This is a genomic window from Hymenobacter glacieicola (assembly GCF_014640315.1).
Classification (GTDB): domain Bacteria; phylum Bacteroidota; class Bacteroidia; order Cytophagales; family Hymenobacteraceae; genus Hymenobacter; species Hymenobacter glacieicola.
Genome location: NZ_BMGS01000005.1, coordinates 141,462 through 165,410, shown reverse-complemented (window position 1 = coordinate 165,410; position 23,949 = coordinate 141,462). Strand labels below are relative to the sequence as shown.

Annotated in this window: 22 protein-coding genes; 15 read left to right on the top strand and 7 right to left on the bottom strand. The window is 60.7% G+C overall.

Annotated elements, in window-relative coordinates:
* Positions 1–13 precede the first annotated feature (13 nt).
* The 7 genes from IEW18_RS10730 to IEW18_RS10700 all read left to right on the top strand — a co-directional run bounded on the left by IEW18_RS10730 (position 14) and on the right by IEW18_RS10700 (position 10,232).
* Positions 14–982 (top strand): PorP/SprF family type IX secretion system membrane protein, encoded by a 969-nt coding sequence (locus IEW18_RS10730; protein WP_188557847.1) that lies wholly within the window; start codon positions 14–16, stop codon positions 980–982.
* Positions 983–1,639: 657 nt separating this feature from the next.
* Complete coding sequence (locus IEW18_RS10725; protein ID WP_188557846.1) at positions 1,640–2,617, top strand: AAA family ATPase; 978 nt, start codon at positions 1,640–1,642, stop codon at positions 2,615–2,617.
* 107 nt (positions 2,618–2,724) lie between these two features.
* Positions 2,725–3,597, top strand: coding sequence for a DUF58 domain-containing protein (locus tag IEW18_RS10720; RefSeq protein WP_188557845.1), 873 nt, complete (start codon positions 2,725–2,727; stop codon positions 3,595–3,597).
* Between the two features lie 65 nt (positions 3,598–3,662).
* Positions 3,663–4,322 carry a DUF4468 domain-containing protein gene (locus tag IEW18_RS10715; protein ID WP_188557844.1) on the top strand — a complete coding sequence of 220 codons (660 nt, stop codon included), beginning with the start codon at positions 3,663–3,665 and terminating at the stop codon, positions 4,320–4,322.
* 160 nt (positions 4,323–4,482) lie between these two features.
* Positions 4,483–6,060, top strand: a complete 1,578-nt coding sequence (locus IEW18_RS10710; RefSeq protein WP_188557843.1) for a BatA domain-containing protein — start codon at positions 4,483–4,485, stop codon at positions 6,058–6,060.
* Positions 6,061–6,090: 30 nt separating this feature from the next.
* Positions 6,091–8,382, top strand: a complete 2,292-nt coding sequence (locus IEW18_RS10705; RefSeq protein ID WP_188557842.1) for a DUF4175 family protein — start codon at positions 6,091–6,093, stop codon at positions 8,380–8,382.
* A 68-nt stretch (positions 8,383–8,450) separates the two neighbouring features.
* Positions 8,451–10,232, top strand: coding sequence for a hypothetical protein (locus IEW18_RS10700; protein ID WP_188557841.1), 1,782 nt, complete (start codon positions 8,451–8,453; stop codon positions 10,230–10,232).
* Positions 10,233–10,478: 246 nt separating this feature from the next.
* Here the strand turns inward: IEW18_RS10700 and IEW18_RS10695 are convergent, their stop codons facing one another.
* A complete protein-coding gene (locus IEW18_RS10695) occupies positions 10,479–10,727 on the bottom strand; it encodes a hypothetical protein (protein WP_188557840.1) in 249 nt (82 codons plus the stop codon).
* A 134-nt stretch (positions 10,728–10,861) separates the two neighbouring features.
* Here IEW18_RS10695 and IEW18_RS10690 point away from each other — a divergent pair, with 134 nt between their 5' ends.
* The 5 genes from IEW18_RS10690 (at position 10,862) to IEW18_RS21720 (ending at position 14,079) form a co-directional block, all read left to right on the top strand.
* Positions 10,862–11,446, top strand: coding sequence for an RNA polymerase sigma factor (locus tag IEW18_RS10690; RefSeq protein WP_188557839.1), 585 nt, complete (start codon positions 10,862–10,864; stop codon positions 11,444–11,446).
* A 77-nt stretch (positions 11,447–11,523) separates the two neighbouring features.
* On the top strand, positions 11,524–12,711 hold the full coding sequence (locus IEW18_RS10685) for a trypsin-like peptidase domain-containing protein (RefSeq protein ID WP_188557838.1): 1,188 nt from the start codon (positions 11,524–11,526) through the stop codon (positions 12,709–12,711).
* A 283-nt stretch (positions 12,712–12,994) separates the two neighbouring features.
* Positions 12,995–13,249, top strand: coding sequence for a hypothetical protein (locus tag IEW18_RS10680; protein WP_188557837.1), 255 nt, complete (start codon positions 12,995–12,997; stop codon positions 13,247–13,249).
* Positions 13,250–13,379: 130 nt separating this feature from the next.
* Positions 13,380–13,589 (top strand): hypothetical protein, encoded by a 210-nt coding sequence (locus tag IEW18_RS10675; RefSeq protein ID WP_188557836.1) that lies wholly within the window; start codon positions 13,380–13,382, stop codon positions 13,587–13,589.
* Positions 13,590–13,788: 199 nt separating this feature from the next.
* Complete coding sequence (locus tag IEW18_RS21720) at positions 13,789–14,079, top strand: hypothetical protein (RefSeq protein ID WP_229728697.1); 291 nt, start codon at positions 13,789–13,791, stop codon at positions 14,077–14,079.
* A 36-nt stretch (positions 14,080–14,115) separates the two neighbouring features.
* Here the strand turns inward: IEW18_RS21720 and IEW18_RS10670 are convergent, their stop codons facing one another.
* The 3 genes from IEW18_RS10670 to IEW18_RS10660 all read right to left on the bottom strand — a co-directional run bounded on the left by IEW18_RS10670 (position 14,116) and on the right by IEW18_RS10660 (position 17,176).
* Positions 14,116–14,781, bottom strand: coding sequence for an SOS response-associated peptidase (locus tag IEW18_RS10670; RefSeq protein ID WP_188557835.1), 666 nt, complete (start codon positions 14,779–14,781; stop codon positions 14,116–14,118).
* A gap of 149 nt (positions 14,782–14,930) precedes the next feature.
* On the bottom strand, positions 14,931–16,028 hold the full coding sequence (locus IEW18_RS10665) for a PAS domain-containing sensor histidine kinase (protein ID WP_188557834.1): 1,098 nt from the start codon (positions 16,026–16,028) through the stop codon (positions 14,931–14,933).
* Positions 16,029–16,225: 197 nt separating this feature from the next.
* Positions 16,226–17,176 carry a cation diffusion facilitator family transporter gene (locus tag IEW18_RS10660; protein ID WP_229728696.1) on the bottom strand — a complete coding sequence of 317 codons (951 nt, stop codon included), beginning with the start codon at positions 17,174–17,176 and terminating at the stop codon, positions 16,226–16,228.
* A 289-nt stretch (positions 17,177–17,465) separates the two neighbouring features.
* Here IEW18_RS10660 and IEW18_RS10655 point away from each other — a divergent pair, with 289 nt between their 5' ends.
* Positions 17,466–18,329, top strand: coding sequence for an SMP-30/gluconolactonase/LRE family protein (locus IEW18_RS10655; RefSeq protein WP_229728716.1), 864 nt, complete (start codon positions 17,466–17,468; stop codon positions 18,327–18,329).
* Between the two features lie 43 nt (positions 18,330–18,372).
* Here IEW18_RS10655 and IEW18_RS10650 read toward each other — a convergent pair whose 3' ends face one another.
* The 3 genes from IEW18_RS10650 to IEW18_RS10640 form a co-directional block, all read right to left on the bottom strand.
* Positions 18,373–18,789 carry a hypothetical protein gene (locus IEW18_RS10650; protein ID WP_188557832.1) on the bottom strand — a complete coding sequence of 139 codons (417 nt, stop codon included), beginning with the start codon at positions 18,787–18,789 and terminating at the stop codon, positions 18,373–18,375.
* Between the two features lie 151 nt (positions 18,790–18,940).
* Positions 18,941–19,366: a hypothetical protein gene (locus IEW18_RS10645; protein WP_188557831.1), complete on the bottom strand. Its 426-nt coding sequence runs from the start codon at positions 19,364–19,366 to the stop codon at positions 18,941–18,943.
* Positions 19,367–19,682: 316 nt separating this feature from the next.
* On the bottom strand, positions 19,683–20,237 hold the full coding sequence (locus IEW18_RS10640) for a helix-turn-helix domain-containing protein (protein ID WP_188557830.1): 555 nt from the start codon (positions 20,235–20,237) through the stop codon (positions 19,683–19,685).
* 993 nt (positions 20,238–21,230) lie between these two features.
* Between IEW18_RS10640 and IEW18_RS10635 the strand changes: the two genes are divergently transcribed.
* Together IEW18_RS10635 and IEW18_RS10630 are read left to right on the top strand one after the other, a co-directional pair.
* On the top strand, positions 21,231–21,689 hold the full coding sequence (locus tag IEW18_RS10635; protein ID WP_188557829.1) for a carboxypeptidase-like regulatory domain-containing protein: 459 nt from the start codon (positions 21,231–21,233) through the stop codon (positions 21,687–21,689).
* Between the two features lie 501 nt (positions 21,690–22,190).
* Positions 22,191–23,813 carry a Na+/H+ antiporter gene (locus tag IEW18_RS10630; RefSeq protein WP_188557828.1) on the top strand — a complete coding sequence of 541 codons (1,623 nt, stop codon included), beginning with the start codon at positions 22,191–22,193 and terminating at the stop codon, positions 23,811–23,813.
* Positions 23,814–23,949 lie beyond the last annotated feature (136 nt).

The following is a 23,949-nucleotide window of genomic DNA, read 5'->3' as shown; positions in this document are numbered from 1 at the left end:
GGCAATTTCTACGATGAAAAAAGCCCTACTTCTCCTGCTGCTTCCGCTGCTGCTGGCGGCCTGGCCGGCGCTGGCCCAGCAACAAGCCCAGTACAGCCAGTACATGAACAACAACTACATCCTTAACCCGGGTACCACCGGCGTGGAGGATTACATCGACGTGAAAACCAGCTACCGTACCCAGTGGACGGGCCTGGAAGGAGCGCCCAAAACCTACTACCTCACGGCTAGCTCTTCGCTGGGCAAATGGCGCAGCACCAGCAAGCGCACCCTCCACGACCGGCGCCGGCCGTTTCACGCCGTGGGTGGCATGGTGTACCGCGACATGACCGGGCCTACCAGCCGGACCGGCGCCTACCTCTCCTACGCCTACAACCTGGTGCTAACCCCCAAAATCCGGGCGGCGCTGGGTGTGTCGGCGGGCATGCAGCAGTTTGCCGTTGATGGGCAGCAGCTGCGCTTCTACGACACAACCTCCTACGCCGGCAGCGCGGCCTCGCGGGTGCTCGATGGCTCCATCGGGCTGTGGGTGTACAGCTCCAACTTCTACGTGGGCATATCGGGGGCGCAATTGCTGGGCAACAAGCTCGATTTTTCCTACGAGCTTAACGGGGAAGGTGCCGGCACGGGCAACACCCTGAAGCGCCACTACTTTGCCACGGCCGGGGTGCGGGTGCCGCTCAGCGACGATTGGTCGTTGGTGCCCTCCGTGCTGGTGAAGGCCGTGAATCCGGCCCCGCTCTCCCTCGATATCAACGCCAAGCTCAAGTACCAGGATTTGCTGTGGGTTGGCTTGTCCTGGCGCGCCTTCGACTCAGTGGTGGGCATGGTAGGTCTGAGCTACGAGCAGCTGACGGTGGGCTATTCCTACGACGCCGGCCTCTCGGAGCTGGCCGGCTACCACGGCGGCAGCCACGAGGTGCTGGTAGGGCTGCGCCTCAAGAAAAAAGCCCAAGTGGTGTGCACCAACCGGTTCTGGTAGGACAGGTTTTCATGATTTAAGGCGCTGTTATTCTTTCGGTTGCAAACTCAGCTTAACAGCTATTTCCGCTAGAACAGACTGTGCGGGCAGTAAATCAGAAGACCCTCATGCCGAGCCGGAGGCGAAGCATCTTGCGTGGTGCTAATGAAACAGTAATTCGAACGTCAACCCGCGAGATGCCTCGCTGCGCTCGGCATGACGGCCTTTTTCGACTTAAAGGTTTCTACTGTCCACACAGACCGGTCATGCTGAGCGCCGCCGAAGCATTTCTACCACTGGCCTCTCTTAGGAGGGCGAAGCGGGAGAGATGCTTCGGCGGCGCTCAGCATGACGGTCTTTTTGTGTGGAAATGCCTACCTGCGGTAAACATGGCTTATTGCGTTGCAGCGCTTGCTTTCCGACAACTTACTTTCTGGCATGCTGCCTAGTGAAAGCAGGGGCGAAAATCAGCCGGAGTTAGCGAAAACGGCGGGAGCGGTTGCGTATTACGGTTCGAAGTGGATACTTGCGGCGCAGCAGGCTACTCGCACGGGTGGTTGAGCAGATGACGGCTACACAAAAAGGAGCTGTTAAGCTGCCCCTGACGCATCCTTGTCGCGCTATATCTGACTTTGTCCCAGCGCATCCTTCTTCTCTCCCGATTTTCAAGCCGTTTCCGTGACCGAACAAGAAGTTACTCGCCTCCTTCAGAAAATACCGCAACTCAAACAGGAAATCGGGAAGGTCATTGTAGGCCAGCAGCAAGTGCTGGACGAAGTGCTGGTAGCCTTGCTCGCGGGGGGCCACGCCCTACTGGAAGGCGTGCCGGGCCTGGCCAAAACCCTGCTGGTGCGTACCCTGGCCCAGGCCACCGACCTGCCCTTCCGCCGCATCCAGTTCACGCCAGACCTGATGCCGACCGACATTTTGGGCACCGAGATTCTGGAGGAAGACCACGGCACCGGCCACCGCTCCTTTAAGTTCAACGAAGGGCCCATTTTCGCCAGCCTCGTGCTGGCCGACGAAATCAACCGGACGCCGCCCAAAACCCAGGCGGCCCTGCTGGAAGCCATGCAGGAAGGCCACGTTACGTACGCCGGCCAGGAGCACGCCCTGCCCAAGCCCTTTTTCCTGCTGGCTACCCAAAACCCCATTGAGCAAAGCGGCACCTACCCCCTGCCCGAAGCCCAGCTCGACCGATTCCTGCTCTACATCCGCATTGGCTACCCTACGGAGCAGGAGGAGCTGGCCGTGCTCAGCGGCACCACCGGCACCGTGCGCCAGCAAGTGCAGCCCATACTGGGCGGCGAAGATGTGCGCCAGCTTCAGCAGCTCACCCGCCAGGTAAGCATCAGTCCGGAGCTGCTGAGCCTGGTAAACCGGCTCGTGCGCGCTACCCGCCCGGCTACCTCGGAAGTAAAATTTATTCGTGACTATGGCCGCTGGGGTGCGGGTCCGCGCGCCGGGCAGGCCCTGATTTTGTGCGCCAAAGCCCGGGCCCTGATTCACGGCCGCTTCGCCGCTACCCTCGAGGATTTGCAGACCCTGGCCCCGGCCGTACTGCGCCACCGGGTGCTGCTGAACTTCAACGCCGAAGCCGAAAACCTAACCACCGACGATGCCGTGCGGGAGTTGCTGAAAGCAGTTTCCTTGTAAGGGCAGAAAGGGCGAGGGTAAGAAGGTAGGGGTTCAGGTTTTCCCGTATTTGTTTCCCGCCCTCTCTTCTACCCTCTGACCCTCCTACCCTCCTATCCTCCTCAAACATGCTGACGCCGGAACATCTGCACGCCTTGCACAACCTGCCCCTGGCCGCCAAGCGGGCGGCGGAAGGGCTGCTGCACGGAGCCCACGCCAGCCGTCGGCGCGGGGCGGGGCTGGAGTTCAGCCAATACCGGCCCTACCAGCCCGGCGACGACCTGCGCCGCCTGGACTGGCGCTTGGCCGCCCGCTCCGACCGGTACTACCTGCGCGAGTCGGAAGTAGATACCAGCCTGGCAGTGCACCTGGTGCTGGACGCCACGGCCAGCATGAACCACCGCGACGATAACGGCCTGACCAAGCTCGACTACGGCCGCCTGCTGTGTGCGGCCCTGGCCTACGTAGCCAGCCAGCAGGGCGACGCCGTGGCCCTCACCATTCTGCACCCGGCTGGCCTGCGCCACCTGCCCCCCCGCGCCGACGCCCGCCAGCTCCCGCGCCTTTACCACGCCCTGGCCACGGCCGAGGCGGCCGGCAGCTTCCCCGATGCCGCTACCCTGGCCCCCCTAACGGCCCGCCGCCAGCCCGCCCTGACCATCTGCGTGAGTGATTTGTACGAGGAAGAAGGGGAGATTGAGCGGCTGCTGACCCGCCTGCGCGCGGCCTCCGGTGAGGTGCTGCTACTACACCTGCTGGCCCATAACGAGCTGGCCTTCACCTTTCGCGGGGCCGTTACCTTCGAGGACCTGGAAACCGGCCGCACCTTGCAGCTCGATGCCGATCAGCAGCGCCGGGGGTGGCAGCAGCACCTGCAGCAGTGGCTCCGCGACACGGCCCAGCGCGCCCGCACCCACGGCTTCGACTACTACCAGCTTACTACGGCCGAGCCGCTTACCAATGCCCTGCGTGAATTTCTGCGCCGGCGCAGCCTAGCGTAAGCCGCCGCGGACGAGTTCGGTCAAATATTTGCTTTGCCTGATATTTTATCTATTCACTCAGGTATATGAAGCAGTATTTCCTCGTCCTTACTTTCAGCTGTATCTTTCAAGTAACTCAGGCTCAGCGCGTGCGCCCTCTGCCGATAGTGCCCGTGGACAGCGCCAGCCAACGCATTTGCTACCGGGGTACCCTAGCCGCGCCAACCCTGCCTGCCACTGAACTCTTCGGTCGCACCCAGGAGTGGCTGGCCCGGCAATTCGAGGACTACGGAGCCGTGGTAAAGTTTTCCGACCCTGGCCGGGGCCTCCTGGTGGGTCAGGCTATTGTTCGGGCGCACGCGCCGGCCCAGAAAAACCAGTATGCGCGGGAGTTTAACCTGCTGTTCCGCTTTTACTTCCGGGTGCAGGCGGGCACTTTGCGCTACGAGCTGACGGATATCAGCTACCCCCGGTATACGACCACTTATGCCGCCGCCGATGCGGGCAACGGGCTGGCGGCGGATGGGCTGGTGGGCTGGCTGCGGCAGGACGAATTTGCCCGCATCAGCACCGGGGAAGCGCAAACGTACCGGCAGCCCGTGGAGCCTGAGTTGCGCGACTACGACCAGTACACGGAGAAGGGCGCGCCCCGGCCCCGCATGCTTCAGCAGTGTCAGGGCATTCAGGAGGCCATGACTACGCTGTTGGCTTCACTTAGCCAGGAGCTCGTCAGCCCCCGCCTCTAAAGCAAGTAGGCAGCCTGAATTTGTCTGGTAGGTGGCAGGGCCGCCGCAACGCCCGCGGCTAAAGTTGTGTCTGTGTTTCGGTTTGACCTACTTGTAGCCCCGTTCCCTTCTGCCGGATTCGGCGCCCGGCCGGGTGCCTGATCAGAAACTGCTTTTTCCCTTGCCCCACTTCTTCATTCAACATGCCACCGCCGGTTGGCTGGCCTTACTGGGGCTGGCCCTGCCGCTGGCTATTTACCTCTGGAACCGGCGGCCGGGACGAGTGGTGCAGGTAGGGAGCGTGCGGTGGCTGGAAGCAGCGGCCAACCGCCGCCTGCGCAGTATAAAACCCGAACAGCTGCTGCTCCTGCTACTCCGCGCCGGCATTGTGGGGCTGCTGGCCCTTGCGTTGGCGGGGCCCACCCAACGCCAGCCCCTACCCCCGCTGCGGGGCCAGGTACTGCTCAGTGCGGAAGCAACTACTACGCAGGTAGCCGCCGTGCGGCCGGTCCTGGATTCGCTGCGCCGACGCGGCTACGAGCTGCGGCGGCTAAGCGCCCGGCACCCCGTGGGCGACCCCGTTGCCTGGAGCACGGTGGGGCTGGGCGAGGTAAATGAAACTGCCGACGCGGCCTCCTCGCCTGCTTCTTCCGCGCCGGCGGCGGAACTCCCGCTTAATCTCTGGGGCGCCGCGCAGCAGGCGGCCGATTCCTTTCCCAACCGTCCGCTGGTAGTGGTAGCTCCGCTCACGCTGGCCTCCTTTGCTGGTACCCGCCCGGCCTTGCCCGCCGCCGTGCAGTGGCTGCCCCTTCCCCTCCCCGATTCCGTGACGTGGCCCGTAGCCGTTTGGCGCCCCCGCCCCGACAGCCTTGTGGTGCTCTTGGCCAGCGGCAGCGAAGCCGGCATTACGTTCCGGCGCCTGCGACGGCAGTGGCCCGCTACCAGCGGCCCCGTGGCCGGACTTGGCCCCGGGGTGCAGATGCACGTTGACACGGAGCGGCAACAGTTCACGACGACAACCGCCCAAAACCAGCGCCAGCCAGTACCCCTCCTGACCCGCCCCCTCCGGCTAGCCGTGAGCTACGATGCGGCCCATGCCCCTTCGGCCCGGGTGCTGGTGGCGGCCTTGCGGGCGGCCGGTTCCGTGCTGCCCCTCGCGCCACAGCTAGCCGCTACCACCTCCGCCCCGGCCGCTACCGATTCACTGGACTGGCTTTTCTGGCTGCGCGACGCGCCCATCCCGGCCAGCTGGTCGGCTAGGGTCAGCGCCGGGACGCGGGTCTGGCAGGAAGCCCGGGGCCGGGGGCAGACCATGGCCAGCAGTTTTTCGCCTTCCGGCAGTGCCGCTCCCATTCGGGTGCTGCGCCTGGATACTACCGGGGCCCGGCAACCAGCCGTCAGCGTGTGGCCCCTGGCTACGGGGCGGCCGCTGCTTTCCGGGCGGCGAGCTGGGGCGGGCAGCTGGTACCGGCTGCACACGCGCCTAGACCCCACCTGGAGCGAGCTGGCCGACAGCCCCGAGCTGCCGGCGCTTTTCCTCCCCTTGCTGCTGCCTGGCACTGCGGCCTCTCCTGATCCGCGGCCCATGCCCCTTTCCCAGCTTCAGCCCGACACCGCTGCCCGGCGCCTACCCGTGGCTGCAGCGCCCCCGCGAGCCCCTCAGCGTGACTTAACCCCGTGGGTGGTTGGCGCGGCCGGGGTGCTGTTTGGCCTGGAGCGCCTACTGGCATCCCGACGGCTCAGCCAGCAGTCCGCCTGAATTCATTTCTGAACCCGCTGCTCCTTTCGCATGAGTCCGCTCACCGCCACCGTTTCTGCTCCTGATGCCGCGCTGCGGGCTGCTCACCAGGCCTGGGCCACGCGCCGCACTCTGGTTTTGCTGGTGCCCAGCCTGGCGGTGGCTGCGTTGCTACTAGTGACCTACCTGGGCTGGCCACCTCTGCAACCGGCGGTGCTGGTAGCAGGTACCGTAGCCGCGGCAGGCCTGGGGTGGCTTCTGTGGCGCATCTGGCAGTGCCCGTTAGAGCAGGTGGCCCGCCGCCTAAACCGGTTGCACCCCGAGCTGGAGGATAGCGCGGGCTTGCTCCTGCGCCCTGGCACGAGCCTGAACTTGTTGGAGCAGCTGCAGCAGGAGCGGCTTTTGACTCGACTACCCCAGCTGTCCGCAGCAGGCCCCTTACTGCCGGTGCGGGTTAAAGGTCCCATGCTGATTGCGGCCACGGTGCTGGTGCTGGCGGCTCTGGCCTGGTGGCAACGGCCCAATGGTAGTGCTCCTGTGGGCGCGGCCCCTGGCAAGCCGGTACCCGTTCGATTTGAAAACCAGTCGGCTTTGCCGGCATCGGCAGCCCGCATTCTGGAAACCCGCCTGTGGGTAGTGCCGCCCGCCTACACCCGGCGGCCGGCGCTAGCGCCAACTGAAGCCTCGTTCCGCTGCATGCAAGGAAGCCGGGTACGCTGGACGGTGCGGGTAAGTCGAGTTGGCAAAACCCCGCCCCTGCTGGAGCTGGGCCGGCGGCAGGTGCGCCTGCGCCCGGTGCCGGGCCGCCCCACGGAGTTCGTGGCGGAAGCTACGCTAACGGCTTCCACCCTGTACCGCCTGCGCTTCGTGGGCCAGGTTTCCGAGGAATATGCCATTGAAGTGCAGCCCGATCAGGCCCCTACGATTCGGCTTATTACCCCGAAAGCCTACACCCTGGTAGAATTTGGGCGCCCGCCTCAGGTAGCGGTGCGCGCCCAGCTGCAGGACGATTTCGGCCTGACCCGCGCCCGCTTAGTAGCCACCATCGCCCAGGGCCAGGGCGAGGCTGTCAAGTTCAGGGAAGTAGCCACCGACCTGAGTGCGGCCCTGCGCGGGCAGCCCACTACCATCAGCGTGCAGCATCTGCTCCGCTTGCCGGCCCTGGGCCTCACCTACGGCGACGAGGTGTATTTCTACCTGCAGGCCTGGGACAACCACCAGCAGCTGACCCGCTCCGACACCTACCTGGTGCAGTGGGAGGACACAACCGTGCAGGAAAGCGCCCTGGATGTTTCCCTGGGCGTGAATGCCAAGCCCGCTTATTTCCGCAGTCAGCGCCAGATCATCATTGACACCGAAAAGCTGCTGGCCGAGCAAGCGGGCCTCCCGGCTCCGACCCTGCTGGAGCGCGCCAACGGCATCGGCTTCGACCAGAAGATTCTGCGCATGCGCTACGGCAAGTTTTTGGGCGAGGAGGCCGATGAAAGCATCGGGGGTGCGACGCGCCCCCCGGTAGCCGATGAACCCGCCGAGGAGCCGGGCCTGGGCTCCGTGGTGGCTGAGGACCACACCGAAGCCGAGTCAGCCACCACGCCTAAGCTCGCCGACGGGCACTCAGCCGATGATGGCCACGACCACGGCCACACGCCTCCATCACCTGATGCCCCGGCCGGCGCCGCCCTTACCGCCGAGTTAATGGAGCCTTACATGCACCGCCACGACGACTCGGAAACCGCAGACTTTCTGGAGCCGGCCGTGAAGGCCAAGCTGCAAGCCGTCCTGAGCCAGATGTGGGAAGCCGAGCTGCGCCTGCGCACCGGTCGGCCCCGCGAGGCCCTGCCCTTTGAGTACCGGGCCCTGCGCCTGCTCAAGCAAGTGCAGCAGCAAACCCGCGCCTACGTGAAAAAAGCGGGCTTCACGCCCCCACCCATGCCCGAGGCCACCACCCGCCTCACCGGCGACCTGGCCGGCACCGCGGCCCCACGGCTCCGGCGGCAGGTAGATGCTCCACCCCGGCAGCCCGTGGTGCGGGCCGCCCTGCGCGTACTGGCCCAGCTGCGCGAGCAGGATCGGCCAGCTGGCGCCGCCGCTGCGCTTGACCAGGCCGGGCAGGAGCTGGCCCGCGTAGCCCTGCAAAAGCCCGGCCGCTACCTCGGCGCCCTACGCGAACTACGCCGCCTGAGCACCGCCCTGCGGGCCGGACAGCCCATTGCGGAACCGGCCCTGCCGGGCATTGAGCGGGCCCTGACCGAGCTGCTGCCGTCCGCGCCCGTTACGCCGCCCCATCCGCCTGGCCCGGGCAACCGCCTGGCCCGGCGCTACCTCCAGGAGCTAAGCCGCTAAACTAGCGGCGCCTCTACGACCCGAGCCTTATCTACCCGTTTCCCGACTACGAGCCTGTTTTCTTGCTGATGCTGTACTTCCTTGCCTTCTGTCTGTTACTGGCGGTAGTCCTAACCGTAGCCGCTTGGCGCCGGCCCGACCATCGGCGCCGGGCGCTGCGAATGGGGGCCGGGCTGCTGGCAGTAGCGGGGCTCTGGTTGGCAGCCTATCCTCCCGTCCGCACCCAACAGCACCCGGCCACGCAGGCAGCCATTCTTCTTACCGACTCTTACTCGGCGGACACCTTGCGCTACTTGCTACGTCGCCTGGGCCCTGGTACTCCCGTGTGGCGCTACGCGGCGGCCGCCCCCGATACGCCCACCCTTGGCAGTGTGTCGGCTCTGCGCCAGCGCTTACCTCAGTTGCGGGCTGTGCACGTAGTAGGCCAAGGCTTGCCCGCCACCGACGTGCCGGCACTGCACGGCCTGCGGGTCGTCAGCCACTCGGTGCCGCTAACCCCGGCTTTTCATGCAGCGGCCTGGCCCCGGCAACCGGAGCTTGGGCAGCCGTGGACGATTGAGGGCTACTACCAAGGCCAGGCCGGGGAGCCCGCCTGGGTTAGCCTGGTGGCCGCCGGCACAAGCCGCGACTCGGTGCAACTGCCAACCGGGCGGGGCAGCTTCCGGCTTCGCTTCACCCCCAAAACCACCGGACGGGCAGTGTACACGTTGGTCGCGCGCCAGGATGGCCGCCGACGGGCCCAGGAGCCGGTACCGCTGGAAGTACGCCCCACCCGGCCCGTGCGGGTGCTGCTGCTGGCGGCAGCCCCATCCTTTGAGGTACGGTTTCTGAAGAACTACCTGGCCTCCCAGCAGCACGCGGTGGCCTTGCGCACGGGGCTAAGCCGGGGCCTCACGCAAACTGAATTTTTAAACTTCCCGACCCCTCCGGACCTCACGCGGGTTACCTCTTCCTTGCTAACCCGCGTGGAGGTTGTCATTACCGATGCCGCTTCCTTGGCTGCATTAAGCAGCTCCGAGGCAGCTACCCTCGCCCAAGCGGTGCGCTCCGGCGCCTGCGGAATGCTGCTGGTAGCAGATGCGCCCACCTTACCGCGGAGCTTACCAGGCGGGACCGGCCCGTTTCAGCTGCAGCCCCGGCCAGCCGCGGCTACCGCCTCCCCCCAGCTCCTGGCCTGGCCGGAAGCGCCGGCCCGCCTGGCTACGTTGCTGCCGGCTACGCTGCGCGCTACCACCGCTACGCGGGCACTTATTACTACCCCGCAACAGCAACCCGTAGCCGCCACCCGCCGCGTTGGGCTGGGCCAGGTGGTCGTCACGACGGCCACGGAAACCTTTCCCTGGTTGCTGCAGGGCCAGCAGCAGGCGTACGGGGCCTACTGGAGTCGTTTGCTGACGGCTGTAGTACCGGCTTCGCCATTAGCGTCGAGTATTCAGCTTGCTACCTCCTGGCCACGCGTGCATACGCCGGTGCTGGTTCGGGTTACGGGCTCGTCTACTCCTGCACTGCGTTTGCGAGCCGCTGCGCAACAAGCTCCGGTGCCAGTCGCTCTGCGCCAGGATGAACACGTGCCGGAGTGGGCCTCGGCGCCGTATTGGCCGGCCACCAGCGGCTGGCACGAGGCGCAGGCCGGAGCCGCCCGCGACTGGTTTTACGTGTTTGCCCCCACGCACTGGCGCGGCCTTGCCCAGCAAGAATGGCAACGTCAGCTGGCGCTACTGCCTCCTCCAGCACCTCAGCAGTCAATTGCGGCGGCCACAGTTACTACCCACACGGCATGGCCCCGCTGGTGGGGCTACCTGTTGTTTTTGGTATGCGCGGGCTTGTTGTGGGTAGAAGAAAAGCTCTAGGCCCGGCCTTCGGCTAACAGCGGATGCCAGGCTGCCTACTTAGCTGCCCTGCTAAGGGTTGCTAACCGGCTAGCCTCCTACCCGCAGCCGCCGCTAAATCTGGCAGTCTGGTACGGAGCAGAAGCAGCTCCCAGCGGCCGGCAGATAACGCTACGGATGAACGACACCTGCCTACCAAAAAGGCCCGAGCTCCGCTGTACGGAACTCGGGCCTCAAGAAAAACGTACCGGCCAAACCGGCAAGTAATTACTTCTGCTCGGTGGTAGTAGTCGTGGTGGTGCTAGCCTCCGTGGTAGTAGCCGCGGGAGCAGCAGTAGCGGCAGCCGTGGTGTCCATGGTAGCAGCCGCCGTAGAGTCGGTGGTAGCCGGAGCCGTAGCCTCTACCGAAGTAGCTTCAGTGGAAGTGGTGGTTTCTTCAGCTTTCTTCGACTCGCAAGAAACGAGGGTAGAAGCGAAAACAACGGCCAGGGCGGATACCTTCAGGAGGTTCTTCATTTTGGTAGTAGGTTTGGAAAATTTTGTCCGAAAAACGCCCTTCATACCCGTAAGTGCGAATGGTAACCCAACAGTAGAAATTATTTTTTTGCTGGGTTACCAAGCCGGGTTCAACGTATTAAGCAACAAAGCGAATGGGTAAGGGACAACCTGCCTACACTGATGAGGAATTCGTGGCCGCCATCCGGCGCGACGATGACCGGGCGCTGGCGCAGCTCTACCGGCTGCACTTCCCGATGATTTCGCACTACGTGCTGCAGAACAGCGGCACCGAAGACGAAGCTAAGGATGTGTACCAGGAAGGGGTGATGGTATTCTATGAGAAGGTACGGGAAGGCTCCCTGGAGCTCAGCTGCCAGATCAAAACCTACCTCTACGCCGTGTGCCGCCGCCTCTGGCTGAAACGGCTCACCGAGAAAACCCGCTTTGGCGGCCGCCTCGATGACCATGAGCCCTACCTCGAAACCGGCGCCGAAGCCGACCTGGAGGTAGCCGAGGAACGCGACCGGCAACTGGGCACCATGAGCCAGGCGCTGGAACGGATTGGGGAGCCCTGCCGCTCGCTTTTAGAAGGATTTTACCTGCTCGATAAGTCGATGCAGCAGCTTACAACTGAGTTTGGCTACACCAACGCGGACAACGCCAAAAATCAGAAATACAAGTGCCTAGTACGGCTTAAAAAATTGTTTTTCAGCCAGTATCAGGAACACGAGACCTAGCCACGGTGGTTAGCAACTTGGAAAGTAAGGGCCTAGCTCGCCCCCTGCTTTCCTTGCGCTGACTGCCACCCCCCGAAATGAAAACCGAAGCTGATTATTACGCTTTATTTGACGCTTACCGCGCAGGCACCCTTCCCGACGAGGAGCGCGTTGCCTTGGAGCGCCGCCTTAGCGCCGACTCTGAGCTGGCCCGCCGCCTCCAGGAGTTTGAGGAGCTGACTGGTACGCTCACGGCCTATGGTCGCCGGCTGGCGCTGCGCCGGAAGCTGCACGCCATCCACGCCGACATGGACGCCGAGCAGGCCGTGCGCTTAACCCCGCTGGCCAAGGTAGCCGAGGAAGATGAGCGCCACGAGCAGTTTGCTACCGGCCAAGCCCCCCGGCCCCTGCTGCGCATTTCGCGCACTGAGCAAAAGCTCCGCGCCTTCTGGAACGGCCACCGCGCTACCATGATGGTGGCGGCCTCGGTGGCCGTGATGGCCGTGTTTGCTACCCTGCTCGGGCTGGAATGGTGGCGTGCTTCCCAAAAGCCTTCCCTATACGGCTACACGGTACTGCGCCGCGAGGTGGAGCGCATCAAGCGCACCCAACGCTCCATGAACCGGACCCTCACTCAAATCGAGTCGCAGCCGGAGCGCAGCAACCCCGGCAAGTTCAGCGGCACGGGCTTCGCCCTTACGGCCGATGGTTACCTGGTAACCAGCTACCACGTCATTCAAGGGGCTGACTCCTTGTTAATAGAAGGCCACGACCGGCAGCGTTTCCGGGCCGAGCCAGTGTTTACCGATGTAGCCCACGACTTAGCCATTCTGCAGATCAAGGACAAGGGCTTCAAGGGATTCGGCCGTCTGCCCTACTCTTTCAAGCGGGGCCAGTCGGACCTGGGCGAGAAAGTGTATACCCTGGGCTACCCCCGCGAGGACCTGGTATTCAACGACGGCTCCTTGAGCGCCCGCTCCGGCTTCGAGGGTGACACGGGCTTCTATCAAATCAGCATTCCGGTGAACCCAGGCAACTCCGGCGGCCCGCTACTGGACGACAGGGGCAACCTAATTGGGGTTATCAGCGGCCGGCAGATGGACGCGCAGAGCGCCGCCTTTGCCACCAAATCCTCGTATCTGATGCGGTTGGTAGACTCCTTGGGCGCCGCCGGCGCAGGCGAGCCTTACAACATGCCCCGCACCAATCAACTCACAGGTACCTCGCGGCCCCAGCAAATCCGGAAGCTGCAAGATTACGTGTTTGTGGTTAAGGTATACGAATAAGTAATTGCCTTATTGCAGGCTGTTGTAGGCCCCGCCAACTTGGTGGGGCCTTTTTCGTGGCCCTAGTCGTATTACGTATTGTCACTATTGGGCACGGCTTCCTTGGGAAATTATCCACTGTAACTAGCTCACAGGCTACGTATTATTTCACTATACAAGCCGGAACATGCAGCTATTATTGACTCAGCTATATCAAAAATGCAGCGTCTTGCGTACAGATTTTTCGGTGGTCCCGCCACTGCTCCCTAAGCTTCTTCCTTAACCCGTTTCTTAATTGCCCGCTATGAGCACTCAACTCGCCAAAGACATCGAAAAAATTGCGCCTGAAGATATCATCAACACCCTGCAAAGCGCTTACAAAGTGTTTCAAGGGGAGCATGACCAGCTGGATGACCTGCTCAAGCACGGAGGACAACTGATGCGTAAAGTAACGCAGCGCTTTACCCCCACGCAGCTAATTGTGGGTATTGCCGTAATAGCCAGCATTGCCGTCGTTGCTGTTGCCAAAGCCACTGAATCGGACGACCACGCCGAATAGGTTCCCGTTCCTTTCTCTTAAAAGCTCCCTACCCGGTAGGGGGCTTTTTTTGTTTGATTGCTTTATATGGTTTTTTAAATAAATAATTTAACATATACTTGCAGCACGCCAACCAAACATTTCTTTCGTTATGAGAATCTCTACTTTCGCTGTGTTGGGAGCCATGTTGCTGCTGGGTACTGACGTGGTAGCTGCTACTGCCCCACTGGAAACCACCACACCTGTTACCATAATCCCTACCTTAAGCTCAAGCACAGATGCCGACTCGCACCGAGGCTGGCTGAAGCGTAAGAAGCGCCGCGTTACTCCCGCTTACCGACGGACTATGCGCCGGCGGTAGCACCTTGGTAGTCGCCTGATTAGCCTTAATAACTACAAAACCACTGAGCTGCCCGCTACTACCAGTAGCAGGTGGCTCAGTGGTTTTTGCATGTTCACGCTCATGTTCTCCTGTCAGAAGGTATGGACACGTTTTCCAGCTAAGGGGAAGACAACATAGTTCTATGCTTTCAACTTTTCAGATACTATTTAGGAGTAGTGTGCGCCATCATTACATTTTATATGGTATAAATAAAATATTTTATCTACCATTGCATATAAGTTCAACTTTATACCTGCAAAGTTCCATGGGAAACCTATTTACTTCGCTCGTCTTTATTATGGCTTTTACTGTTATTGCCCCTGACAACGCCCAGGCTGCACCTACTACGCCTACCCCGGGTGTTGGTCAACGCGCCAGAACTGGTTTGTTTGGTAAAGCTCTGAAAAAACGTCGTCCGCCAGTGTTACCCTACGAGCGGGCTTTGCGCCGGAAAGAGCTGTTTCGCTAGCAGCTACAGGCCGCCTCGTCAGCAGCACTACTGCCTTTAGGCGGCAGGCGCCAGCACAGCAGGCTCGTTATGGGCCGGCGAATTTACCAGCGTGCTTACTACGTATTCGCGCATGGCATCGGCGGCATACGGGCGCAGCAGTTCCTGATGCGCGGCTAGTCCTGCACCGTCATCGAGCCAAGCTAACTCCGCATGCCGGTCTGGCAGTAACACGGGCATGCGGTTATGAATGGGCTCCATTAGGCTGTTAGGCGCCGTGGTAATGATGGTGAAGGTAGGCCGTACCTCTCCCGTCTCCCGATCCAGCCACTCATCCCAGAGGCCAGCAAAAGCAAACGGCTCCTGCGAATTAAGCAGAATGCGGTGTGGCACTTTGCCGTGGTCGGTTACCTGCCACTCATAAAAGCTATCGGCTAGTACCAGAGCCCGCCGACGTTGCAGCAGCGTGCGGAAAGACGGCTTCTCCGTAAGCGTTTCGGCGCGGGCATTAATGGGTCGGGGTGCTTTCTGCACGTCCTTTACCCAGCCCGGCAGCAGCCCCCACTGCACCAGCTGGATGCGGCCAGGATCAGTATTTAGAATAACGGGAAGCTGCTGGGAGGGCGCCGCATTGTAGGTAGGCGCCGAAGGGCTGGCAAAAGTGGCTTCGAAACGGGCTTCCAGCGCCGCTGCGGGCGGGGTAACAGTATAACGGCCGCACATAGACTACGTGGGGATTGGTGAAACCTGTTTTACGCAGAATGTTTCGCAATAGCCATGAAAAAAGCTCCCGGCCAGAACAGACACAGGAGCTTTCAACAGAGTCGGGGTCAGGCTTTTTTGCCGAACAGGTGAGCAGCCAGCGGGGCACCCTAGGCTGACTCCTGTCGGGGCAAGCGGATGAAGAAGGTAGTTCCCTTGCCTTCCTCACTCTCAAACCAGATGCGGCCCTGGTGCAGCTCCACAATAACTTTGATGATGGACATGCCCAGGCCCGTGGTTTTCTCTCCGCGCAGGCCCGGGCGGCGGGCCGGCGTGAACCGCTCAAACAGCCGGTCCTGGAACTTCTGCGGAATCCCGATACCGGTGTCCGTTACTGTTAACAGCACCTCGTCGTCCTGGTCCTGAAGCCGGACGTGGATGTGGCCGCCATCGGGTGTGAATTTCAGGGAGTTGCTCAGCAGGTTATTTACAACCTGCATAAACTTGTTACGGTCGAGGTGGAGGTAGCACGTTTCCGTGCTTTCAAAGGAGACGTGCTTGTTAATCTCGGCCTCGGAATTCTGAAACTCCTGCACTATCTCTCTTATCTCGGCTGCCAGATCTACGCGCTCCAGCTTCATATTCACGCTGGAGGATTCCAGAAATTCGTTGTCCACGAAGTCGCGAATCAGGTTTACGCTGTCCTGGCAGGTAGTCTGCATAGTTAGCAACAACTCAGAGAGTTGCTCGTCGTGCAGGGTTTCAATTCGCTCACTGACGTAGCCCGCTACCTGCTTAATCATGATGAAGGGGCCAGCCAGGTCGTGGGAAAGAATTTCGAGGGTAGTGTTCTTTTTTTTGTTGAAGCGGTCGGCATTGTCCATGTACTCGCGGGTGCGGGTGGTCTCCTGCACCGTGCCGCTCAAATAGGTCTGGCCCGGGGCCTGTTCTACGCGCCCCACCGTGAGACAGAGCCACTGAGGGCGGCCCTCGGTGCCGGGTGGGGACAGCAGACGTATTTCCACGTCTTCCACAAACTTGCCATTGAGCAGGTGATTCAGCCGGGCCACCGCGTACTCCTGGTCCTCGGGGTGCAGGCGGGCTAGTAGCTCCGGCAACTCCTCATTAACAGCCTCGGGCTGGCGCCCCAGGATGGTTTCGTAGGCCGCACTCACGTATTCGACCTTTTTTGCCTCTACGTGGTAGACAAAGTATAGCTGCTGGCTACGCTCAACCAAGGGACGGAACAGGGCAACAAAATCAAGCATAGCTTTGTGGGAATATTTAATTGCACATACGTAGGCGGGAACAGGGCGTTATCGGCGGCTACCATTCTGGTTGGCTCCCGGCACGGAACCTGATGGGTCTACCACTGCCGGGCCTGCGCCCTAGGTTCCGGTTCCTCGTAGCCAACAGTTCTTGCCTTAGGAAGTTAACAGGCAGCCTTATGGGGTGCTGAGGAAACCTAAGCCTGAGTATGTGGCCGCGTAACGGGCTGAATGAAAAGGTGGCGAACGTCGGTGTGCTGCTGCTGGATGGTGGTTTGCAGCCGCTGGATAGCTTCGCTGACTTGAGTGGCCAACAGGTGAGGCTGAAATTCAACTGGCACTACCAGCAGCATATCGTGCGGACTTAGGTAGGACGACAGAGGGGCTGCGGTACCTACAACGGCGGGGTCAGCCTCCACCAGGGTTGTTATCTGGAGCAGCAGGGCCGACTCGGCGGGCTCCCCCAGCAGCAGACTTTTATTCTCGCGCAGCAGCAGGCCGGCCACTACCACCAGAATTACCCCGATTAGCAGGGAGGCTACCCCATCGAGGGCAGGGTTTTGGAACTGATGACTGAGAAACACCCCCAGAAAAGCCACGAACAGCCCCAGCAGGTCGGCCGCGTCCTCGAACAGCACTACGAAGATGGAAGGATCCTTGCTGCCGCGAAAGGCCGGCCAGAAGGGTTGGCGCCCGCGCTGGGCGTTGAACGTGCGCCGAGCCAGCAGAAACGATGCCCCGTCGAAGAGAAAGGCTACGCCCAGGACCACGTAGTTCCAAGTAGGCTCGCCGAGCGGGGCCGGGTGGCGCAAGTGCTCAATACCCTCGTAAATAGAGATACCACCGCCAATGGCAAAAATGCAGATCGAGACAATAAACGACCAGAAATACAGCTCCCGGCCGTAGCCAAACGGCCGCTTATCTGAGGCTGGACGCTGACTTTTGTGCAAGCCCAGCAGCAAGAGCCATTCATTGGCCGTATCAACCAGGGAGTGAATGCCTTCCGCTACCATAGCCGAGCTACCGGTAAACGAAGCCGCCACGAACTTGATTATGGCAATGGCCAGATTGGCCCCCAAAGCCGCCATTATAGCAAGCTTAGAGGAAGGCACTTCGGGGGTGACGGAGGCAGTAGAAGAAGTCGGCACAGGATCAGCAGCTTAGAACATGGGCGCGGTCCGGGGCGGGGCCCGTTATGGCGCGGCACGCTCTGGTAGTACGGGCGGCCGGGGCCCAGGGCTGTGGCTGAGCTAGCTTCTGGGGCTACTACCGCATCTTTCTCGGCGGCCAGGAGTACTATAGTAGCGTATCTGGGTAACGTGATTTGCTTCCTGGCTCACTTTTGTTGTCTTTCCTGAGATGAAAAATCGTTCCGTAGTTTTCCTGGCTGGCTTGACCCTGGTAGCTGTGGGTAGCGCCTATTTTCTGCCTCGGCTGATGGCGGGCCCGCGCCAAACTAACCCAGCCAGCGCCCTTATTGCCCCGCAGGCTACCCCCCAACTGGTAGCCAAACAGTTCAAGTTTACGGAGGGCCCCGCCGTGGATAAAGCCGGCAACGTATTTTTCACGGACCAGCCCAACAATAAAATCTGGAAGTACAGCACCGATGGGAAGCTGTCGGTTTTTCTGGAGCAGGCGGGGCGGGCCAATGGCCTTTATTTCGACCAGCAGGGCAACCTGCTGGCCTGCGCCGACGAGGACAACCAACTCTGGTCTATCAATGCGCAGGGCCAGGCCACGGTGCTGCTGCAAGATGTGCAGGGTCACCGCCTCAACGGTCCGAACGACTTGTGGATCAGCCCCAAAACCGAGGGCATCTACTTCACCGACCCCTATTACCAGCGCACTTACTGGACCCGCACTGCCCCCGATGCCGGCCTGGGCGGGCAGAAGGTGTATTATTTGGCCAAAGGCCAGCGCCAGCCCGTGGTTGTAGATGATCAGCTGCAGAAACCTAATGGCATCATTGGTACGCCCGACGGCAAACAGCTCTACGTGGCAGATATTGACGCCAACAAAACCTACCGCTACCAGATTGGACCCGAAGGGAAGCTGTCCAACCGCCAGCTGTTCGTGGAGCAGGGCTCCGATGGCATGACCATTGACAAGCAGGGCAATATCTACCTGACGGGCAAGGGTGTAACGGTGTATAGCCCGGCGGGGCAGCAACTCACGCACATTGCCATTCCGGCCGAATGGACCGGCAACGTGTGCTTCGGCGGCCAGGACCGCCGCACCCTCTTCATTACGGCTTCTGAGGCGGTGTACACCTTGGCGATGCGTGTGCAAGGTGTGCAGTAACCCAGCAAGCTAAAGCCGTTACGGATTCAGCAGCTGGCAGTGCCTAACGCCGCCGAGGTAGGCGCACGTGCTGCTGCTGCAGCCACAGGTAAGCGGAGGCTACATCATCAAAGGTGCCCACTACCGGCCGCTCGATAACCTGCAATATGGCCTCGGAGGCTTGGCGGGCGGCAAAGTCGCGGGGAAACACCCAGGCAATGTAGTGCAGGCCCGCCCGCATCATTTCTTCCAGCCACCAGGCGCCCCACGAGCTGAGTTGTACGGTAGTGCGGGTGATGCTGGAGTTATCGTTCAGAATTTTATGGTAGGGCCGGCTTCGCAAGGCCTCCAGCATGAGCATACACGCTGCCTGCGACGATTCCTGATCATGTTGCCCGCGCCAGTCAACGTACAGCCACTGATTGTCTAGGTCAGCCCCGATGGCTAGGCCGGGAGTATCAACAATGGAATCAATCTGCATGCAGCGGGAGAGGCAAGCGGGAAACAACAGAACGGGTAGTGCAATCTACCACAAGATCATGCGATGTGCAGCAGCTAGCTACGAGGAGCTATTTTTCAGGTAAATGCCGACCGATGCTCCCGCTGGTTTGGGCCCGGCGCCCAGACCTCATCTAGCAGTACGTAGCCCGACAGGCAACCAGCCACGCCATGGCGGGCTGCTCATCCGCAAAGCGGCGGATATGGTAGGGCAGGTTGTCGAAGTATGTGAGAGGCGGCACGGAAGCATCGGCTTCCAACTCTGCTAAATGGCTGGGCACGAACAGATAGGCCATAAACACCTGACCTCCCAGACGGGCCGTTACCAGGGGCAGAAATGTTTCCATCATCCAAGCCACGCCCTGTTGGTTGGCATTGGCCCGGCGACGCCCATCCACCAACCAGTAGCGGCAGCCCGGCTCCTGGGCTAAGGCCAGCGCAGCGCGGTATCCTTCGTGCAGTTCCTGGGAGGTTGGCTGCCGGAGCCAGCGCACAATAAGCACGTCCAGATCAGCACGATGCGTCACCTGCAGGTAGTCGGAAATAGCCGGAGACAACATAAGACAGAAGCAGTAGGACGCAGGCAAGATAGAGCATGAGCCGGCGGTTTGCAACCGCTCAGCCATGCGCCAGGACAGCCTGGGGTTGAGCACCTCGAACTGCTGTAGCCGGGGCACGCCGCAATTTAACGCGCAGGGGTAGCCCGCATCTATTAACTACCGCACCCGAAGATGCCCGCATGCAGTGCGGTGTGGGACAAGTTGGTAGCTCGGCATCTAGTAGTAACCTAACTCAAGAATGACACTGGCAAGGCAAAAGCGGGTAACTAAGCTATTCAGCCACGCACAACATCCTTATTATCAGCAATAAACTCGCTTAACTGAGTAAGTCTATCGAACGGGCCAGGCGCAGGGCAGCTTGACCAGCCTCATATTCCAGGGCATCGATGCGCAGCTCCAGCAGGGCCTGCGCGGCCGGCCCGCTCCGCTCAACTTCCTGCAACGATTCTTCTTCCCGCAGGGCCAGCCAAGCCAAGTCTTTTGGCGCGTCGCTGGCCTCCGCCAATGGACGTAGCAGCGGTAGGAGCTCCCGCAGCACTGCTTGGTGCCGAATCGCCCGGGCGCGCAGCTGTACTAACTCCTGCCGCAGCCGGGTTGCCTCGTGGGTACAGTCGCGCAGGCGGCCTTGCAGGGCCGCGCGACTAGGCGCGTCAAGGGCCGTGGCAGCCTCAGAGGTGGTAGTGGGGGTCTCGAGCACGGCCATAAGAGGCAGTAGTTTGGCCCACGTGGCGGGAGGTAGCACCCGGCGGCTTTGTTCGGCCATGGAAACTTGGGCACGGGAAACCGAAAGATATTCCGCTAATTGCGCCTGCGACAGGCCATAACGGGCCCGCAGTGTTTGTAGGGTGTGGGAAGTAAAATCAGCAGACATATTCTAGCTAACGAGAGCAAATCTTTTTTGTGTCAACTTAGCGAATAATTAATATAATTGACACATCAATTTGTGTCGTTTTTATTAATTATTGAACATACTGACACAAGGCTACAAACAAATCAAATTCAGCCTCTTTCAAGTTGCATTGTGGCTCATTTGAGCTACGCCCACTGTGCTGCTCATTCGCATGCCAGAATGTGTGAACAGCATCATATTGATTGTTGTGGCTAGTCGGTAGGGCGAGTTTTTTGTATTGAAAACGGCCTTTTAGGCGGCTGCATTGTTTAGCCAACTTGACTGAGGTAGGCACAAAAAAAGGCCGCTGCCTGGGGCAGCGGCCTTTTCCGTCGCATTGGCCGGCAAATATCATTCATCCACCCTACTCCTTTTGCCGGTGGTCAACACTACGCGGTACGAGCCTTCCTTTCCATAAACCCTACGCGCGCTGAATACTTAGTAAGTCAAAGGTATGGCTGCGCCCAGGGCCCGCGCTGGGTTATTGGACCAACGAAGCCTGCTCCCCAGCCAACGTATTGATCTACACGGTGAAAGCGAAACCGGCTGCCTTGGCAACACATGCTGTTTAGGGTCTATAAAGAGTGAATGAGAGAAAAACTCACCTGTTGCCCTGCCTGAAACCGCCCCACGCATTGCTTTCAATGCAATGCGTGGGGCGGTTTGCGAGAACTGCCTAACAGGCGTAGAGCGCAAAGCATGACGTCTGCTCTGCTTTGCCGTGCCCAACGCAGCGTTACCTACATGCTTCCACGCTGCGGCAGGGTTCTACCGAAACGATATAATTCTAATTACTAGGCAGATGCCGCTCTGCAGCCCTTGGGCTGTTCTGATTCTAGAAATTATACCGCTTAAAAAGGTTGTTTTCGCATTTGGCCTAACATTGCATTAATTCTATTTTTTTTTAACTATATTCAACTTTCCTCGTTTAACACCACGCGTTCTATCACGTGTCACTACCCATACCCACCGCTTATGCGTTCTACCTTACTCCTGAGTTCTTTTGCTACCCTGCTGACATTCTCCTTTACTGCGGCGGCCCAAAGCTCTGGCTCCACCGTGCACTCTGCTACGGAACGCCTTGCGCTGGCGACGACTCCCGCAGCCGCTCCGGCCGCCCGGCTTGAATGCACCCAATTTACCGGCCAAGTGCTTAACGACGATGGGAAACCCCTGATTGGCGCTACCGTGCAGTTGGTAGGCAGCCGCATTCCGCAGATTACAAACTCGGAAGGAAAATTTGTGATTAAGGAGCCGGTCTATCGGGGCCAGGTGCTGCACGTTGCTGCGGCCGGCTACGTCGACCGTGACTTCCCGCTGACTACCTGCGATGCTCCGGTAGTGGGCCTGGAACTGGCCGAAGGCACCCGCATCAAGCGTAACGGCAAAAACGCCGGCCAGATTATTCGTTCGGGCCAGGCCTATCGCCAGTAAATTTGCAGCCTAACAGTAGCGCTGGGGCTCCTTGTTGCACAGGTGCGCCAGGTACTATCTTGTATAGTTACGCTTACCTTCTAGCAGGACGCTACCCCGTTAATAAGCCTAGACGTGTCCGGAAAGTCGCAAAGCCGCCCCAATCCGGGCGGCTTTTTGCGTGCTACATCACACCTCGTGTTCTTTTCATAGGCTCGTCAGGTCTTAGCAAGTAATTGTCATTCCGAGCCAAGTGAGAAACCTGAGTTGATTATCACCTAGCACACCCAGATTCTTCGTGGCTGCTTGATGCGCAGCACGCTCCACGCTCAGGATGACAGCGGCAGAAGTATCAACAGCGTTGTCACAGCTACGAGCTGGGCGGCTTCGGCTTGGCCTGGCCTGGTTGCGGGCAGGTTGGCTTACGGGGTCGTTTCTTGGGTGTAGCACTGCGGTGGTGCGCATCCTTATATATAAGGATGTGATATTGCTGTTGCATCCTGTTCACTTACCTGCTCTCCCATGCCCGAAAACGCACTACACGGAAATATTCTGCTGGTTCTGGGGTTGCTGTTTGCCATGCTGTTGCTCGTGATGCTGGGCCAGAAGCTGCGCATCTCCTACCCCATTTTTCTGGTGCTGGCCGGGCTGGCGCTCAGTTTCGTGCCGGGCCTGCCGGTCATCGTCATCAACCCGGACCTGATTTTCCTGATTTTTCTGCCACCCCTGCTCTACCAGGCCGCCTGGGATACTTCCTGGCAGGATTTCTGGCGGTGGAAGCGCCCCATCGGGTTGCTGGCGTTCGGGCTGGTGTTTTTCACTTCTACCATCGTGGCCTATGTGTCCAGGGCCATGATTCCGGGTTTTACCCTGCCGCTGGGGTTCCTGCTGGGCGGCATCATCTCGCCCCCCGACGCGGTAGCGGCTACCTCCGTGCTCAAGGGCATTAAGGTGCCGCGCCGCGTAACCAGTATTCTGGAGGGAGAAAGCCTGATTAATGACGCCAGCAGCCTGATTGTGTTCCGGTTTGCCCTGGCCGCCGTGGTGTCGGGTACGTTTTCCTGGCACGAAGCCGCCGCTACTTTTGTGCTGGTTAGCGGCATGGGGCTGGTGGTGGGGCTGGCCGTGGCCTACGGCTTCTACCTGATTCACCGCTACCTGCCCACTACGCCCAGCATCAACACGCTGCTCACGTTTCTGGCGCCCTACGTGATGTACCTGCTGGCGGAGGAGTTTCACTTCTCGGGCGTGCTGGCTGTGGTCAGCGGCGGGCTGCTGCTTTCCCACCTTTCCCACCGCGTGTTCGATGCCGACACCCGCCTGCAGGCCACCAGCGTGTGGGCCAGCGTGGGTTTTGCCCTCAACGGGCTGGTGTTTATTCTCATTGGCCTGGAGCTGCCCGTGGCCGTGGAGGGCCTGGGCTCCTACTCGCTGCGGCAGGCCATTACCTACGGGCTGACTATCAGCGTCATGGTGATTGTGATTCGGCTGGTGTGGATGTACCCCGCGGCCTTTATTCCGCGCTGGCTCAGCCACCGCGTCCGCGCTACGCAAACCAGCCCGGGCTGGCAGGGCACGCTTATTCTGGGGTGGGCCGGCATGCGGGGGGTAGTGTCCCTGGCCTCGGCCTTGTCGGTGCCGCTGCTGCTGGATAACGGGCAGGCCTTTCCACAGCGCAACCTGATTCTGTTCATCACCTTCGTGGTTATTCTGGTGACGCTGGTGTTTCAGGGCCTCACGCTGCCGGCTCTCATCCGCTTTACGGGGGTAGCAGAGCAGGAGGAGCGCATGCCGCCCGAAGAGCAGGAAGCCGGCATCCGGCTGCGCCTGCGCCGAGTGGCCCTGGCTCACCTGGCCCAGCAGTACGCCGCCGACATCGAGAACAATGAGCTTATCAGCGCCCTGCAGCACCGCATGCAGGCCGAGGCCCAGCGCACCGGCACCCTATTGGAAGCCCTGGACTACGACGAGACGAAGCGCCGGGCCTTGCAGCGCTACCACCAGGTGCTGCTGGATGTGCTGCACGTGCAGCGGGAAGAGCTGTTTAAACTGCGCCGCGAGGATGTGTTCGAGGAAGAAATGCTGCGGCACCAGGAGGCCCAGCTAGACCTCGACGAGGCCAAAATCAGCCACATGCCGCATTAACTATTCAGGTGAAAGAAGAGAGGTACGACGCGCAGGCGCAGCGGCCGCACCTACCAACCCAGGTAGGTGAGCCTCAACTCAGACAATACGGTTGAGCTACTAAACCAGATGTAGCGCAAATACTTGCTAAACAGCT

What these genes read in the sequence shown, in the direction of transcription:
- IEW18_RS10730 (WP_188557847.1), top strand. Translation starts at nt 14, where the DNA reads ATGAAAAAAGCCCTACTTCTCCTGCTGCTTCCGCTGCTGCTGGCGGCC.
- IEW18_RS10720 (WP_188557845.1), top strand. Translation starts at nt 2,725, where the DNA reads ATGCTGACGCCGGAACATCTGCACGCCTTGCACAACCTGCCCCTGGCC.
- IEW18_RS10715 (WP_188557844.1), top strand. Translation starts at nt 3,663, where the DNA reads ATGAAGCAGTATTTCCTCGTCCTTACTTTCAGCTGTATCTTTCAAGTA.
- IEW18_RS10705 (WP_188557842.1), top strand. Translation starts at nt 6,091, where the DNA reads ATGAGTCCGCTCACCGCCACCGTTTCTGCTCCTGATGCCGCGCTGCGG.
- IEW18_RS10700 (WP_188557841.1), top strand. Translation starts at nt 8,451, where the DNA reads ATGCTGTACTTCCTTGCCTTCTGTCTGTTACTGGCGGTAGTCCTAACC.
- IEW18_RS10695 (WP_188557840.1), bottom strand. Translation starts at nt 10,727, where the DNA reads ATGAAGAACCTCCTGAAGGTATCCGCCCTGGCCGTTGTTTTCGCTTCT.
- IEW18_RS10690 (WP_188557839.1), top strand. Translation starts at nt 10,862, where the DNA reads ATGGGTAAGGGACAACCTGCCTACACTGATGAGGAATTCGTGGCCGCC.
- IEW18_RS10685 (WP_188557838.1), top strand. Translation starts at nt 11,524, where the DNA reads ATGAAAACCGAAGCTGATTATTACGCTTTATTTGACGCTTACCGCGCA.
- IEW18_RS10680 (WP_188557837.1), top strand. Translation starts at nt 12,995, where the DNA reads ATGAGCACTCAACTCGCCAAAGACATCGAAAAAATTGCGCCTGAAGAT.
- IEW18_RS10675 (WP_188557836.1), top strand. Translation starts at nt 13,380, where the DNA reads ATGAGAATCTCTACTTTCGCTGTGTTGGGAGCCATGTTGCTGCTGGGT.
- IEW18_RS10670 (WP_188557835.1), bottom strand. Translation starts at nt 14,781, where the DNA reads ATGTGCGGCCGTTATACTGTTACCCCGCCCGCAGCGGCGCTGGAAGCC.
- IEW18_RS10665 (WP_188557834.1), bottom strand. Translation starts at nt 16,028, where the DNA reads ATGCTTGATTTTGTTGCCCTGTTCCGTCCCTTGGTTGAGCGTAGCCAG.
- IEW18_RS10655 (WP_229728716.1), top strand. Translation starts at nt 17,466, where the DNA reads ATGGCGGGCCCGCGCCAAACTAACCCAGCCAGCGCCCTTATTGCCCCG.
- IEW18_RS10650 (WP_188557832.1), bottom strand. Translation starts at nt 18,789, where the DNA reads ATGCAGATTGATTCCATTGTTGATACTCCCGGCCTAGCCATCGGGGCT.
- IEW18_RS10645 (WP_188557831.1), bottom strand. Translation starts at nt 19,366, where the DNA reads ATGTTGTCTCCGGCTATTTCCGACTACCTGCAGGTGACGCATCGTGCT.
- IEW18_RS10640 (WP_188557830.1), bottom strand. Translation starts at nt 20,237, where the DNA reads ATGTCTGCTGATTTTACTTCCCACACCCTACAAACACTGCGGGCCCGT.
- IEW18_RS10635 (WP_188557829.1), top strand. Translation starts at nt 21,231, where the DNA reads ATGCGTTCTACCTTACTCCTGAGTTCTTTTGCTACCCTGCTGACATTC.
- IEW18_RS10630 (WP_188557828.1), top strand. Translation starts at nt 22,191, where the DNA reads ATGCCCGAAAACGCACTACACGGAAATATTCTGCTGGTTCTGGGGTTG.